The sequence below is a fragment of the Desulfurococcus mucosus DSM 2162 genome (assembly GCF_000186365.1).
In the GTDB taxonomy this organism is placed as follows: Archaea; Thermoproteota; Thermoprotei_A; order Sulfolobales; family Desulfurococcaceae; genus Desulfurococcus; species Desulfurococcus mucosus.
In genome coordinates this window covers 814,619-828,713 of record NC_014961.1, presented here as the reverse complement: position 1 = coordinate 828,713, position 14,095 = coordinate 814,619, and the positions used below count along the sequence as shown (strand labels likewise).

General features: G+C 52.8%; 16 protein-coding genes and 1 tRNA gene. 11 read left to right on the top strand and 6 right to left on the bottom strand.

What is annotated here, in order from left to right; all coding sequences use genetic code 11:
* Positions 1-15: 15 nt before the first annotated feature.
* Together DESMU_RS04235 and DESMU_RS04230 are read right to left on the bottom strand one after the other, a co-directional pair.
* On the bottom strand, positions 16-825 hold the full coding sequence (locus tag DESMU_RS04235) for a class II glutamine amidotransferase (protein WP_013562362.1): 810 nt from the start codon (positions 823-825) through the stop codon (positions 16-18).
* 182 nt (positions 826-1,007) lie between these two features.
* Positions 1,008-1,709: an ACT domain-containing protein gene (locus DESMU_RS04230; RefSeq protein ID WP_245526395.1), complete on the bottom strand. Its 702-nt coding sequence runs from the start codon at positions 1,707-1,709 to the stop codon at positions 1,008-1,010.
* Positions 1,710-1,824: 115 nt separating this feature from the next.
* On the opposite strand from DESMU_RS04230, the gene DESMU_RS04225 reads away from it, so the two are divergent.
* Genes DESMU_RS04225 through DESMU_RS04215 form a run of 3 tightly spaced genes read left to right on the top strand, consistent with a single transcriptional unit; the run spans position 1,825 to position 5,461 of the window.
* Positions 1,825-3,579, top strand: a complete 1,755-nt coding sequence (locus tag DESMU_RS04225; protein WP_048813500.1) for an ABC transporter substrate-binding protein — start codon at positions 1,825-1,827, stop codon at positions 3,577-3,579.
* A 5-nt stretch (positions 3,580-3,584) separates the two neighbouring features.
* Positions 3,585-4,550 carry an ABC transporter permease gene (locus tag DESMU_RS04220; protein WP_013562359.1) on the top strand — a complete coding sequence of 322 codons (966 nt, stop codon included), beginning with the start codon at positions 3,585-3,587 and terminating at the stop codon, positions 4,548-4,550.
* The gene (locus DESMU_RS04215) at positions 4,550-5,461 is read left to right on the top strand and encodes an ABC transporter permease (RefSeq protein ID WP_013562358.1); all 912 of its coding nucleotides are present in this window, start codon (positions 4,550-4,552) and stop codon (positions 5,459-5,461) included. The genes DESMU_RS04220 and DESMU_RS04215 overlap by 1 nt, the downstream gene beginning before the upstream one ends.
* A gap of 181 nt (positions 5,462-5,642) precedes the next feature.
* Here the strand turns inward: DESMU_RS04215 and DESMU_RS04210 are convergent.
* Positions 5,643-5,717 (bottom strand) — tRNA-Arg (locus DESMU_RS04210).
* Between the two features lie 79 nt (positions 5,718-5,796).
* Here DESMU_RS04210 and DESMU_RS04205 point away from each other — a divergent pair.
* Entirely contained in the window at positions 5,797-6,723 is a 927-nt protein-coding gene (locus DESMU_RS04205; protein ID WP_148222810.1) for an AEC family transporter, read from the top strand.
* 241 nt (positions 6,724-6,964) lie between these two features.
* Here DESMU_RS04205 and DESMU_RS04200 read toward each other — a convergent pair whose 3' ends face one another.
* Genes DESMU_RS04200 through DESMU_RS04190 form a run of 3 tightly spaced genes read right to left on the bottom strand, consistent with a single transcriptional unit; the run spans position 6,965 to position 8,091 of the window.
* Positions 6,965-7,423 carry an Lrp/AsnC family transcriptional regulator gene (locus DESMU_RS04200; protein WP_013562356.1) on the bottom strand — a complete coding sequence of 153 codons (459 nt, stop codon included), beginning with the start codon at positions 7,421-7,423 and terminating at the stop codon, positions 6,965-6,967.
* A complete protein-coding gene (locus DESMU_RS04195; RefSeq protein WP_013562355.1) occupies positions 7,405-7,707 on the bottom strand; it encodes a hypothetical protein in 303 nt (100 codons plus the stop codon). The genes DESMU_RS04200 and DESMU_RS04195 overlap by 19 nt, the downstream gene beginning before the upstream one ends.
* Positions 7,708-7,713: 6 nt before the next feature.
* A complete protein-coding gene (locus DESMU_RS04190; protein ID WP_013562354.1) occupies positions 7,714-8,091 on the bottom strand; it encodes a class II SORL domain-containing protein in 378 nt (125 codons plus the stop codon).
* A 135-nt stretch (positions 8,092-8,226) separates the two neighbouring features.
* On the opposite strand from DESMU_RS04190, the gene DESMU_RS04185 reads away from it, so the two are divergent.
* The 7 genes from DESMU_RS04185 to hypE are packed head-to-tail and all read left to right on the top strand — an operon-like array spanning position 8,227 to position 14,090.
* Positions 8,227-8,784 (top strand): hypothetical protein, encoded by a 558-nt coding sequence (locus tag DESMU_RS04185; protein ID WP_245526394.1) that lies wholly within the window; start codon positions 8,227-8,229, stop codon positions 8,782-8,784.
* Between the two features lie 3 nt (positions 8,785-8,787).
* Positions 8,788-9,633: a GTP cyclohydrolase, FolE2/MptA family gene (locus tag DESMU_RS04180; protein WP_013562352.1), complete on the top strand. Its 846-nt coding sequence runs from the start codon at positions 8,788-8,790 to the stop codon at positions 9,631-9,633.
* Positions 9,630-10,349, top strand: a complete 720-nt coding sequence (locus DESMU_RS04175) for a 6-hydroxymethylpterin diphosphokinase MptE-like protein (protein WP_013562351.1) — start codon at positions 9,630-9,632, stop codon at positions 10,347-10,349. The genes DESMU_RS04180 and DESMU_RS04175 overlap by 4 nt, the downstream gene beginning before the upstream one ends.
* A complete protein-coding gene (locus DESMU_RS04170; protein WP_013562350.1) occupies positions 10,346-10,738 on the top strand; it encodes a dihydroneopterin aldolase family protein in 393 nt (130 codons plus the stop codon). Before DESMU_RS04175 ends, DESMU_RS04170 begins: the two co-directional genes overlap by 4 nt.
* A 5-nt stretch (positions 10,739-10,743) precedes the next feature.
* Entirely contained in the window at positions 10,744-11,457 is a 714-nt protein-coding gene (locus DESMU_RS04165; RefSeq protein ID WP_013562349.1) for a flavoprotein, read from the top strand.
* A 5-nt stretch (positions 11,458-11,462) separates the two neighbouring features.
* Entirely contained in the window at positions 11,463-13,010 is a 1,548-nt protein-coding gene (locus tag DESMU_RS04160; RefSeq protein WP_013562348.1) for a dihydropteroate synthase-like protein, read from the top strand.
* Between the two features lie 42 nt (positions 13,011-13,052).
* A complete protein-coding gene (gene hypE / locus DESMU_RS04155; RefSeq protein ID WP_013562347.1) occupies positions 13,053-14,090 on the top strand; it encodes a hydrogenase expression/formation protein HypE in 1,038 nt (345 codons plus the stop codon).
* Positions 14,091-14,095 lie beyond the last annotated feature (5 nt).

Here is a 14,095-nt window from a genome sequence, read left to right as displayed (position 1 = left end):
CATCGTGCCTAAGCCCTAATTGGATGGGGTTTTCATCGGTATTAACTCTATGTCGAGGCCTGAGTTCACTACTATTAAGTGTTTGTTCGGTATGGGATTCCAGTATGGTTCATCACTCATAGGTTCAGAGGCTACCAGCACGGCTCTTTCCCTGTAGGCAAGCTTCATTGCTATAAGCTGCCGCGTCTCCTTCGACAGCTTCCTCAGTTCAAAACCCTCCCCAGGCCTCTCCCTGTAGTAGAGCGTGTAGTAGTCTAGGCTTGTAGTAGCATATCTCAAGGCGTAAAGTCTCTCACCATCGCTAGCAATGAAGTTTAGCGATGAAAAGCCAATGCCCTCGGCAATGATCTTCTCGACAGCCCTCCTAATACCCTCCACGGGGTCCCCATATTCTTCAGCCTCCTGGACGACTAGGTGGAAGAATGCCTCAGAATCCGTGTCGCCGTCAAGGCTACGGTGTCTTTCGTCGAGAAGACCCAGTAGTGCCCGCCTATCATGTATTGTCCCATTATGTGCGAAAACCCAGCTCCTGTACAGCCATGGATGAGTGTTTCCGCGTCTACGATCCCCGACACTGGCAAGCCTGACATGGGACACCACTATCCTGCCGCGGGCACGTCTTTGGATGACCTCTCTAGCCTTAGCTGAGGAGTACAGGGGTAGAGGCTCCTTGTAGACATGCCAGCCGCCTTCATCGAGCCATGCAATACCCCAACCACTAGGGTTCTCATGCGAAAACTCCACCATGCTACCCATGGGAGACTCGAAGAAGCTGAAATAGACGTCAACAGGCCTGTTAGCATATAGGCCAAATAGCCGACACATATGGGCTGACCCGTTTACCCCTAGAGGTTTATTCTTATTTATTCCGGGTAATTTTAATTTAGGCTCGCCTCCAGCGACCTCCTCTCCGCCTACGTCTTCACCAGTGGCCGCATCGCCTCCGACGCGGGGTCGCAGGACATGGGATGGTACTGCACGCCCGGTGGTGTCTAGGTTGCTGTAATCTAACTAGCTTTTTTCGAAGCCTCTCTAGCCCTAGCTACAGCTGTTTCGAGAGCCTTGAAGGCCTCTAATGCGTCTCCCCTGTCTACGACTATGATTGTATCGCTATGTGCTGACATTATTTGGAGAATATTCACCTTTCTCCTGGCGAGCAGTGTGGTTATGTAGGATACGAAGCCAGGGGTCTCAATGTTTTCAACAGGGCTGATTACAACTATGGCTGATACATCGGCTTTAACCCATATTGGGTCGTGGTTCACCAGCTTCGAGAAGGAGTCGAATACTTCTTTATTCATTATCACAGTTATATTGTCTACGCCTTGAGCAACCGATATGAAACGCGTCTTACCAGTCAGCCTGCTCATAGCATTGAGAACGTCGTGGAGTATGTTTGAGTCGTAGGTTGCTATTACTAGACTCGTCTTGAGCTCGATGCTGCTCTCAGCCAGGACTCTGAAGACCTTTGACATGGGGGATGGCGTGGTCGTGTTCATCCTGCTACGTAGCAGAGCCATTTTAACAGCACTGGCTGAGCACTGCATACCGTAGTCTTCTCTCACAGCCTCGGCTATTATCTCGGATAGTCTGCTGTAGTTTACGTAACCGCTTCTCAATGCTTCCACGAGGCATGGATCAGCTTCGACAATGCTCCTAACTATGCTGCTGATGTTCACGCCGTCCCGTTGCATTATGTCAGCCTCCAAGATGGAACAAGAATATTCCAAATAGCACACTAGGTTAATAATTGTTTCATGTGGTGGGAAAGACTTTTATCCCTGTTCCATAAGGCGGTCTACGCGGTGGGTATATATGTGGCGGATGAGCGTTAGCGGAGCCCCGGAGACGGGTCGCAGGGTGATCGGGCTAGCCCTGCTCACAGTACTGCTAGCAGGGATCATCCAGCTACAGCCAGTGATATCCCAGGGTCAAAGCGTCTTCAGAGTGGGATGGGGCGGAACATCGCTGGACACTCTTAACCCATTCACAACATATGCACAGATCTCCATATGGGTCACTCTTGACGTGTATAGTAGGCTTGTCAGGGTCTCGGCAGACTACTCAACATACGTGCCTGACCTGGCCGCCTCATGGGAGTACCTGGATCCCCATACTGTGAGATTCCACCTGGTCTCCAATGCGACTTTCCACGATGGTGTCCCAGTTACCGCTAGCGATGTCGAGTTCAGCTTCCATCTGGCTAATCAGTCATGGTCCTCTAGGTCGGCCAATGTGAAAGTGGTTGAATCCATGAGGATCCTAGATAATTACACCGTGGAGTTTACGGTTTCATCGATACCTTTGTTCTTCGCGATGGCTGCAAGCACCATACCAATAGTGCCAAAACACATATGGGCTGGGTTAAGCGATCCATCGACATACAGTGGGTACCCGGTAGTGGGCTCGGGCCCCTTGCGCTTAACCGAATACAAGGAGGGGCAGTATCTCGTGCTCGAGCCGTATAGTGGGTTCTACTATCCATGGTACCTGCCTAAAGTCAACCGTATCATAGTGAAGTTCTACCCGGATGTAACCAGTGCTGCCAACGCACTACTGGCCGGGGACGTTGATGCTGTGGGGCCATATATCCCTATGGCTATGTACACGGTGCTTGCAAGCAACCCGGGTTTCAAGGTCTTCACGTCCCCGGGGACCACGTACTTCTATATAGCCTTCAACGTTGACCCGAACGGTACGGGTAATCCAACCTTGAGGGATCTCAATGTGAGGAAAGCCTTGGCTTATGCAACCAATATATCCTACCTATGTGACACGGCTTGGCACGGGTACTCTAAGCCAGCTACATCGGTGCTGCCTTCTTCAAACATATATCATAACAAGAACCTTAAACCCTACGACTTCAACTTGAGCAGGGCAGTAGAGGTGCTTGAGTCAGCCGGCTACAAGCTCGGCCCTAACGGGGTGAGGGTTTCAGGCGAGGGAACCCCGCTTGCATACACCCTGCTTGTGCCGAGTAGGTTCCCAGAGGCGGTTAACGCGGCACAGGTGATCGCGGACTGGTGGAGGCAGATAGGGATCAGCTTAACGGTTAAGGCCATGGATACTGGCAGTATGAGTGCAATAATATGGAGTAATGTGAACGGTGTGGTCAGGCTCGGCCACGACATGGATCTATGGGATTGGATCGTTGACCCTAACGATGTGTCAATACTGGACGTCTTCGTCACTGGACGCACTATCACGGGTATCTCGGATTCCGGCTACAGTAACCCCCTATACGATTCATTGTATGAGACAATATACAATGCTTCAAGCGTTGACGAGGTTAGGAGCATAGCGTGGAGACTACAGGAGATACTCTACAACGACCTACCATACCTACCGCTCTGCGAGATCGAGGCTGTCCAAGCTCATTCAGTAAGGTTCACAGGCTTCAACTATGAATGGCCGGGAGGCCCCTTCGGAGGCTCAGACTGGTACACCTTCCTCAACGTGTCTGAGGCTCACCCAGTAGCCCAGGCTAATGGAGGCGGCATCCCGACTGTAGCAGTGGCCCTTAGCGTGGTAGCGGTTGCCGCAGTGGTCTGGGTGCTAGCCCGTTACGCTAGGAGGTGACTTCTGTGACCTTCATATTCATAGTTAGAAGGATTTTTTCAAGCGTGGCATCGGTATTCATGTTGCTAACAATAGCCTTCATACTCTTCAGGATGCTTCCAGGGGACCCAGCCTCCCTCATGTTCAGGGACCCCAGGTTAACACAGGATCAAGTGGTTTTTCTAAGGGAGAAATTCGGGCTTGACAAGCCTCTATGGGAGCAATACGTGATCTACCTGGTGAACACTCTGAGAGGCGACCTAGGCATCTCATTCTACTATAGACGCCCCGTGGCGGAGGTATTGCTCGAGAGGCTGTTGAACACGCTCTTACTACTGGTACCCGCCGTGTTGATTTCAATAGCCATCGGGGTGCTGACAGGGGTTGTCTCAGCGTGGAAGCGTGGTAGCAGGCTTGAGAAGGCACTGAGCGGTACGGCACTGGCACTATATACTCTCCCCACGTATTGGCTTGGAGGGCTACTAGTGCTGGCATCCATAAACTACCTGCACCTCCCGGTGACAGGGATGGGCGACTACGGGGTGGGGTACTCATCCTTCATGGATCACATTAAGGATCTACTCAGCCACATGGTGCTGCCTCTATCCACGCTCGTATTGGTTAACTACGGCGGCTTCACGCTGCTTGTCAGAGCATCGATGCTGGATGTATTGGCGGAGGACTACATTAGAACCTACCGTGCAGTAGGGTTCGGTGAGGGTAGAATCCTCTTCAAGTATGGGTTGAAAAACGCCATGCTGCCAACGCTTACAGCGATATCGATATCCATAGCTACATCGGTGTCCGGGGCTGTTCTAACGGAGACAATATTCGCATGGCCGGGTGTTGGGAGACTAATATATGAGGCGGTGTTCAACAGGGACTACCCTCTTCTCCAAGGAGCTTTTCTCACTGTAACGGTTTCAGTGGTCTTAGCTAACCTACTGGCTGACATACTATACGGGCTCATAGATCCAAGGGTGAGGGCGTGATGAGGCGGTGTATGGTTCTTTTAAATGGTAAATCCACTGGGCACACATGCGCATTGCTGGCTAGAATGCTGACCATAATCCGTGGAAACAGGAGTGTGAAAGCCGGGTTAACAGTGCTCCTCATATATGTCTCCCTGTCTATCCTAGCCCCTTACATAACTCCCTACAAGCCCAGCGACACGGATCCCTCCAGCATACTCCAGCCTCCCAGCGTCAAACACCTGCTTGGAACAGATGAGGTGGGGCGGGATCTATTCACCCTTAACATATACTCTATAAGGACTTCCCTAGTAGTAGGCTTGGCTTCAGCAGTGTTGACAGCGGTTATCGGCCTCGCCGCTGGCCTCGTTTCAGGGTACTACGGTGGCCTCGTGGATGAGATTCTAATGCATGTAGTGAACTTCCTCCTCGCCATGCCATCCATAGTGCTAATGATAGTTATCGGTTCAATACTTGGATCGAACACGCTTTCAGTCATTCTGATAATCGGGTTGCTGAGTTGGAGCCCTATAGCCAGGATCGTTAGATCCATGGTTTTATCACTGAGGGAATGGGCATTCATACAGGTCGCGAGGTCACTGGGTGCAGGTGACTCGTGGATTATCACGAGACATATTCTCCCGGCAGTAGCACCGGTAGCAATAGCTAACACGGTTCTCTCGGTTTCAACAGCCATATTCTCGCATGCAGCACTAGTGTTCATGGGCGTCGGGAACATAGGTGAATGGAACTGGGGCCTCATACTTTACAACGCATATGTCTCGGGCGCCCTTGCAGCAGGGATGTGGTGGTACTTTATACCGCCCGGAGTAATGCTTATCTCCCTGGCATACGCTGTAATGCTGGTGGGCTACGGGATTGAAAGAGAACTCGATCCAAGAATGCTTACAACCGAAAACCCTATCCCCTAAGGCGGGGTTGAAGGGTTCAAATGCGATATGAGGGACTTCTAACTTCAGGGGTTGCATTCAGGGTTGGCCCCGCCCCTCGCAGAAATGAAGAATCTCTGTCAACCCCCGTTTGCCCTGTAGGGGATGAATGCAAACCCGAGTGAGGGAGGCCAGTCGCAGGTGGGGCATGGATCTTAGGCGACGGGCCCGCCGGGATTTGAACCCGGGGCCTCCGGCTCCGGAGGCCGGCGCCCTGTCCTGGCTAGGCGACGGGCCCGCTGGATTGTAGTGATGTCTCCTGGGTCTTATTAACTAAGAACTATTATGACTCTACCCTGGATGAACGTATTTAACGGGTGCTGGCTCTAGGCATTGATGGGTGCTACGTGTTGAACGAGATAGTGTTGCTGATGCTGCTGATGGGTGTCGGTGTCTCCGCGCAGCTGGTGTTCAAGCATGTCTTGGGGTTGGGCGTGTTCTTCGATAGGATGGTTAGGGTTCTCGTGGATGTAGTGTACCGTGTGCTGATACCGCTGGCATTCCTTAAGACGTATTTGGAGAGAGGGCTTGATAGTGGTGATACATGGATAGCGTTCTCATTCATTGTTTTCACATTTGTATCGGCTGTATCACTGAGCCTTATTGCTCGGGGTAGGCCCAGGGAGTACTATGGCGCCCTCTTCCTGGCTAGTACTTTCCCCAACGCCGTGTTCCTGGGCTTCCCGGTTTCCATGGCGCTCTTCGGCTCGATACATGTTGCATCAATATATGGGCTTGTTACACTGGTCCTCAACGTCCTGCTGCCAGACTTAATGGCTGTGAGCGGCTTCTCCCTGCGCAGGATCCTCTTAATGCCAGCCCTCCTCGGCTTCATCGCTGGGTTAGGCGGCCACTATGCGGCCCCTTCCTGGTTCGTCAACTGGATAACCTCGGCGCTATGGTGGGCTCCGCAGGCATTGAGCTACACGGCAACAGCGGTGCTTGGAGCGAGGCTGCCTTTAAGGATGGATGTCTTGAGGCGTAACAGGCGGTTCCTTGGCGTTGTAGCATTGTACAGGTTTCTTATCTCGCCAGCTGTAACAGCACTGGTGCTATTGGTGAGCAGGGTTGACGTAGGGCTAAGTATTCAGGCAGTCACCGTGTCGCTGATGCCTCCTGCAGTCATGAACACGCTTATTGCCGAGAGGCATGGATGGATGCCTGAACTCGTTGCGTCAACCACCTTCCTCCTAACGCTTGCCGTGGTCTTATGTCTCCCCTTGTTCTCAGCCCTGCTCCACTAGAAGGTGGTTGCCCGTGCCCATTAGCACGGGCTTTCCCCTTCCGATACCTCATCTATTCTCAGTACTTCACCGGGGGCTGCGTCGACGGACACCACTGGGCCCGCCCCACGGGGAATGAGGCGGGAGAGCCCCTCCCATTCACCGCCACGCCTCCAGTGCTTCCAGTAGCTAAACCAGCTTGAAACCTTCACTTAGTGAACAGTCTGACTAGTGGGCTACAGTAGTGCTTTAACCCTGGTTCTCAGACGTATGCTTCCGCCTTGATCACGTCGGTGAGTACCGCTGGATATATGTTTACAACGCCCTCGATGCTCTTTATCTCCTCATGTATCCTCTGGAGCTCCTCCCCGTCTCTCGCCCATATTACTGCGAGAAGATCGTGGTCGCCTGAGGCTAGCGCCAGGTATTTCACGTATTCCTTCTCCTTCAACCTGTATGCCACCTCGAAGAGCTTGTTTGGCTCGACATTTATGCCCGTGTAGCTGATCCTGCCGTACCCCAGGCTAGCCGGGTCAACTATTAACGCGTACTTCTTTATCACGCCACGGGACTCCAGCTTCTTCACCCTCTTTATAACCGCCACATCGCTCAGCTTCAGCTTCAACGCTATTTCTCTGAAAGGCTTCCTAGCGTTCTCCATAAGCTCCTTTATGATAAACATGTCGATCTCGTCTAGCAAACCTACCCGCCTCCCCGGCATGGTTCTACCTTAAACACGCCTACTCTTTTAAACTCATTATCACCTGGCTCAATGTACTCCACTAACTCGGCGTAATGCCCCATGGATCTCAATATGTACATGTAGTCCTCGACCCAGTCTCTCACGCCGCATGAAAGGCAGAAAGCACCTTCAAACTCCACCTTGACCAGCATTTTCTCATCGTCAACCCAGGTTATCCTGGCTACCGCTTCAGGTGACCTCGTCTTGTTGTATGTTTCAAGAGCTGAAAAAACAATGTTTCTAAACGAGTCGCCCGTGCACATGGCTGATTACCCGGATACCTTTACCTCCTTGTAGCTCTCCCATAATCCATGCAGGTTGCAGTATTCGACTGCTATTAGTCTACCCGGCTTCTGTATCTTCAGGTAGACCTCTACCACGGGTTCACTATACACTGGTGTGAACTCATACCTACCTATTAGAACCGGGTTGAAGGCCCTTCCCTCCTCCTCAAAGTAGAGCTCTATCCATCTAATTGAGTGTTCAACAGTGTTGGGATGAGGGCCTACGCTCACCTTGACCCTGAAGACTTCACCGGGCTTCACATGGTCCGGTGCCTCGATACGTGGTGTGTGGGTTTCAACCTTGCTTATGGCTTCACCACTGGCTGTCGAGGGTGTATATATGAGGTCTTTTAACCCTGTCAACTCGTTCACCCTAACCAATGGATTAAAATAAGGGATTTTATAGTTTACAATGCGAAACCCACGGCAACACCCTGTCTCTCGGGATGCATGGATTTAAGTGATTAAACCCGTATTAATCATGGTTGCTATGCTTAAATGGTGGTTGAAATGAGCGGGGACGACGAAATACTGAATCTACTCAGGAAGCTCCTCTCAAGGCCTGAGAGAAGGATCGAGGCGAAGACGGGTCTAGAGGTGGACTCCGTGGGGCCGGAGTCACCGAACGGTATATACATATTCAACCAGTTGAATGGTAAATGGGTTCTCCAACAGGTTGACGGAGACCATCTAAAGCCCTGGGAGGACGGCTTATACGTGGTTTACTTCGACAATACGAAGTGCCCGGCCTGCAGGGCCTACGACATGTACTGGTATCCATTTGTAAAGCTCTTCGGCCACACATTTAAAGACGCCCACTTCATAATAGTGCTCTGCGACTGGTTTACAAGGGAGTGTAATTCAAGCGCTGCGAGAAACAGTTTCGAGCACTTCGATATACATGCATCACCCACCACTCTCCTGCTCAGTGTTGAAAACGGGGCTGTCAAAGCAATGCGTAAGCTCGAGGGCGTTAAGAGAATTGACCAGCTTGTTGAAGAAGTCTCTAAATTCGTTAACGAGTCCACGGCCAAGGGAGTGGCTGGGAGTGGCTGAGACATGTGGGACGAGATCCCGGATATCCATAGCGAGAAACCCTCCGTGGAGCTAGGTGTTGACAGAGTAGGGCTTCTCAAGCTGCGTGCTCCCCCTATGAGGGTTGAGGACTACACGGTTCTACCAGTCTTCAAGGCGTTTGTCAACCTACCTGGCTACGCGAGGGGTGCTCATCTTTCACGGATATATGAAGCGTATGTAAGGGTTGTGAAGCCACATGGGGAACTAAGCCTTGACTTGCTGAGGACGCTGGCTGAGGAGCTCCTCAGGGTGAACGACTACTCGGATACAGCATTGGTTTCCATGAGGGGCCGCCTCTACTACACTGTGGCCAGGGGCAATGTGCCAGAGTACTCTGGCAACGGCTTCATATACGCTGGGTTAACGTTTAAACGCGGTGTTGGAAGCCTCAGGGAGTATTCCGGGGGAGGAGTATATGGTTTATCAACCTGTCCATGCGCCAAAGCCGTTGCACGCCACCTGTATGGGGAACCCTACACCCACATGCAGAAAGTGAGGATCGATGCACTCCTAGAGTCCAGGAGGCTACGTGTAGAACCCGTAGAGGTATTCAAGAGGCTTAGCGGCATAGTGCATGTCCCGCGGAACCACCTTAAAAGGATTGACGAGGCCTCCTTCGTCAGAGAGGTCTACGAGGATTCATCGTTCACAGAGGACATAGCGAGACGTGCATCCCTGGAGCTCGCACGCCTCGCAGCCAGCCGTGGCGACACTGGTTTAGACGGGGTTCTATATGTAAGGGTGAGATCCTATGAGACTATACATGAGTACGTGGTTGAATCCGTGGTTAAAGCCGGAGTAAGTGAGCTACTAGGGGTGGTCAAGTGAGCTGGTTGATAGATCCAGGCGAGTGGAAGCCCCTCTATGAGCATGTGAAGTCGAGGCTTAGGCTATCATTCGAGAAGGATCAGGAGGCAACGGATGTCCTCAGCAGGCTGCTTGAAGAGATGGATAACACAGTGGAGTTCGACGAGGTAAAGAGGATGGCCGATGGGAAGAAGGCTGCAGTAGTATTCGGCTGCGGCCGTAACCTAGTGAGGGATCTAGGTTTACTCATGGATGCGTCCACCCTTCTACTGATAGCGGCTGACGGTGCGACCACAGTGCTACTTGGACACGGGGTCAAGCCTGACATAGTGGTCACGGATCTCGATGGATACATATATGACCTCCAGAAGGCCTCCGCGGAGGGTGCTGTGACAGTTGTGCACGCCCACGGAGACAATATGCATAGAGTGGAGAAGTTCGTCAAGGGGTTCAAGGGTCCATTGATAGGTTCCACCCAGGTTGAGCCGCGTCCCCATGTCTATAACTTCGGGGGGTTTACGGATGGCGATAGAGCGGCTTTCCTAGCGTACGCCCTCGGTATCAGAGAGATATACTTGGCGGGCTTTGATTTAACCGGGGAGCCCTCGGTGTGCCCCGGTAAACTCGTCCCGTTTAACAGGCGGTTGAAGAAGGCCAAGCTAGAGATAGCGTCCCTCATGCTTAAGCATCTTTCAAGCAAGGGTGTAACCATTAAGGGCATTGGGGAGAAGACTTGAGGAGTGACCCTGCCGCCAAGTATTTCACGGGTAAAGCCACGGAGAGGGATAGGGCTGTCTTCGAAGCCGGTATAGCTCTAGGCATGATAGCCCACCAGTTTACAGGTATCCCGGTGAGGAGGAGGGAGGACTTAGAGCTACTGCGTAGGGTCATCGAGAACGCTGTGAAGGCGCAGCCGTTCAAGGAGGATGCCAGAGTCGAGATAAAAATGGATCTCCAGGGGGAGGGTGGAAACCCCTATGATTACACGACCCTTAAAACTAGGCATATAGATGCGACAGTAGTGGTTAGGTACGGGGGCACCCGGGTTACAGCTAGGCTCAGATACATCCCGGAGCTCGACTTCAACCTGGCTTACATCGAGGATATAGAGGAGGTTAAGGGGTAGCCTCCTTGGCTAAGAGCGTTGCATGGGGTGTAACTGGTGCGGGAGCCTTCATGAGGGAGAGTATTGACGTGATGGCGAGCCTCACGGAGACCGGTGTGAGTATTACAGCCTACGTGTCACGTGCAGCTAGAAGCATTCTCTCCATGTATGGTTTATTGGAGAGGCTTGTAGCCGTCCTGCAAGGCCCCTACCCGAGAGGCGTGGTTTTCGAGGATGAGGAGGCCCCCGGGTTCCCCTCTACTGGCAGGCTCTACAAGGGTGTCTACGACATCGCGGTGGTTTCCCCGGCATCCATGAATACTGTCGCTAAAATTGTGAACGGCATAGCGGATTCCCTTGTCTCAAACATGGTTATGCATGCCATTAAAAACAATATGAGGGTGTTGATTCTACCCGTGGATCTCTATGAGTCGTCAAGCCTCATACCCATCGTGATCGATAGAGGGAAGTGCTCGCTCTGCAACTGGTGTGCGGCGGCTGATTCATGCCCCACTGGCGCGCTTCGACACGACCCCTACCATAGGGTCAGGGTTGACGCGTCTAAGTGTACGAGGTGCTATGTATGTAAGGATAGATGCCCCTATGGCGCTATCTCCTTCGACGTTGAAATCACTGTTAAACCCCACCCATTCTATGTCGGCATAGTGAAGAGGCTGAAGGAGGTACCCGGCGTCGAGGTGATAGAGCATCCTGGCAGGGTTCTCGAGTACGTGAGGTGACCTCGTTGAAGATAGCTTTGCTCACGGGTAGACTAGCAGGGGAAGCACTGAGGAGGCTTGTCGCAGAGGTAGACATGCCTGGAGTGGAGTTCACGGTCATAGAGCTCCCGATACCTGTTGCTGCAATGATGAGCAGCGAGTACCTGGAGAGAGAGTTGCCTAGGCACATGGAGGAGCTCCGAGGCGTCGACCTGGTCATTGCCCCTGGATTCACCAGCGGGGATTTAACAAGGGTCTCGGAGCTCGTGGGGAAGCCCGTGGTGAAAGGGGTTAGATACATGTACGATATTCCAGCCATGATCAAGGCCCTCCTCGACGGCGTCACCCTGTCTCCCGTTAACCCGGCTGACGACGTGATAGCTCTTCAACGAGCTGAAAGGGATAAGAGGTTACTGGAGGCCCTTAAGCAGGAGGCCCAGAGACACCACTACTTTACGATAGGCAACCCATACAGGGTCTATGTTAGTCATGTCTATCCAATAGTGCTCCACGAAATATATGTCACCGGGGAGGGGTCCCTCGACCACATTGTAGCGAGGGCTGTGAAAGCCGTTGCCGATGGAGCCGACATAGTGGTACTCGGCTTCAGCATGGGGAAGCCTCAGGCATGCATCAGGGAGGTGATCGCGGAGGTAAAGGAGAGGACCCGTAGACCGGTAGGGGTGGATGCCCCAGACCCAGGCTTACTGAGGGAGGCAGCTGGGTGGGGTGCGGATCTCCTGATGAGCTTCACTTATTCAGCACTGAAAGAGCTCGGGGAAGCCTGGTTCCCCGGCGATGTAGGCGTCGTACTGGTGCCCGAGCCGGGAGCGGGGGGTCAGGATTCATTGAGGAGCCTGCTCGAGGCCTACAGGCTTGCCTTGGAGAAGGGGGCTACTAGAATAATACTGGACCCCGTTCTAAGCCCCCCGCTCAACGGGTTAACTGCTTCCCTATGGAGGTATAGTGAGGTTAGGAGGATGCTTCCAGGCGTTCCCTTATTGATGGGTGTTGGAAACATTACGGAGCTGATGGATGCTGACAGCATCGGTGTCAACGCGCTTCTCGCTTCCATAGGTGTCGAGATAGGTGTTGAAGCATACCTGACAACTGAGGCCAGCGTGAAAACACGGGGCTCCACGAGAGAGTTGAGGAGGGCGCTCGACATGTGCGTGATAGCGCGTAGGGAGTCTAGGCCGCCCAAGGATCTCTCGGTGAGCCTGCTGCTAATGAAGGATAAGCGTAGGAGGGCGACCAGTGTTAAACCACGTGGTGTGGTCGTGCATGCAGCCGAGAGGAGAAGAACCGGGATGGATCCTGCTGGATTCTTCAAGATACATGTGGATCACGAGTCAGGAAACATCGTGGTTGAACACTATAAGCCGGGTGGCGTGGAACCCGATTACACTGTAATCGGGAGCGACCCGTACGCTATACTCGCCGAGATAGTTGAGAGGCGACTGGCATCAATGCATGACCACTTCTTCTACCTAGGCTACGAGTTGAGCAAGGCTTACATAGCGTTGAAGACCGGTAAAGAATACGTGCAGGACGAGGACTTATTCCATATATAAGGAGACCTAGGCGTAGCACTGTTATTGAAGGTGCTTCCAGCCATGGAGGGCGGCGTGGTTACAACGCTCCACGGGGCCGGCGGGGCTGAGTCATGGGTGATCGTGGAGAAATTGATCCGTGGGAAAGTCCCAGGCAACCTCTGGAGGGTTCTCGGGGGAGTAGGCCTCGACGCCCTTGACGACGGCTCCTACATAGTGGTTGGAGACAGCTTCATAGTGTTCACAAGTGACTCCTACACGGTTAAACCCATTTTCTTTCCAGGTGGAGACATAGGTGGTTTAGCCGCTTCAGGAGTCTTAAACGACTTAGTAATGATGGGTGCACGCCCAGTAGCCTTCATGGACAACATAGTTGTCGAGGAGGGTTTCCCGCTAAGGGATCTAGAGGCAGTAGTCGGCTCAATGGTGAAAACACTGGTAGACAACAATGTTGCACTAATAGGCGGAGACTTCAAGGTCATGCCGAGAGGCGAGGTCGACGGAATAGTGATCTCCGGGTTCGCCATAGGGGTGTCCGTCAAACCCCCCATAGTCGACTCCGTGAAGCCAGGCGACAAGATAGTGGTCACGAACTACATAGCTGAGCACGGTGCAACAATACTGGCCGCCCAGCTAGGCATGCTAGAGGATGCAAAAGGGCTTAGAAGCGATGCAAAACCCCTTGTTAAAACGATTCTACCCGTGCTCGAGAAGTACAGGGACGGCGTCAACGCAGCCAGGGATCCGACGCGGGGAGGGCTCGCAGCAACCCTGAATGAATGGGCCCGTAGCAGCGGGCTCACAATAATTGTGGACAGAGGCAGCATACCGGTGAGAATCGAGGTGGCGGAGTTCCTCGAGATGCTGGGCGTAGACCCCTTAACCCTGGCATCGGAAGGGGTTGCAGTGCTGAGCGTGAGGAGCAGTATCGTAGATGATGTGGTTGAAGAGCTACGTAGAAACGGGGAGAACCCCTCCGTCATCGGGGAGGTTGTGGAACCCCGCTCCAGTGAACTGGCTGGAAAGGTCCTGGCTGTCACAGAGGTAGGCGGCTTAACCATGATCCCTCCTAACGCATACAACCTACCACGCATATGCTAGGTGTG

Coding starts and splice junctions, on each gene's coding strand:
- hypE (WP_013562347.1), top strand. CDS start 13,053: ATGGAGGGCGGCGTGGTTACAACGCTCCACGGGGCCGGCGGGGCTGAG.
- DESMU_RS04185 (WP_245526394.1), top strand. CDS start 8,227: ATGGTGGTTGAAATGAGCGGGGACGACGAAATACTGAATCTACTCAGG.
- DESMU_RS04225 (WP_048813500.1), top strand. CDS start 1,825: ATGAGCGTTAGCGGAGCCCCGGAGACGGGTCGCAGGGTGATCGGGCTA.
- DESMU_RS04180 (WP_013562352.1), top strand. CDS start 8,788: ATGTGGGACGAGATCCCGGATATCCATAGCGAGAAACCCTCCGTGGAG.
- DESMU_RS04235 (WP_013562362.1), bottom strand. CDS start 825: ATGTGTCGGCTATTTGGCCTATATGCTAACAGGCCTGTTGACGTCTAT.
- DESMU_RS04195 (WP_013562355.1), bottom strand. CDS start 7,707: ATGTGCACGGGCGACTCGTTTAGAAACATTGTTTTTTCAGCTCTTGAA.
- DESMU_RS04200 (WP_013562356.1), bottom strand. CDS start 7,423: ATGCCGGGGAGGCGGGTAGGTTTGCTAGACGAGATCGACATGTTTATC.
- DESMU_RS04215 (WP_013562358.1), top strand. CDS start 4,550: ATGAGGCGGTGTATGGTTCTTTTAAATGGTAAATCCACTGGGCACACA.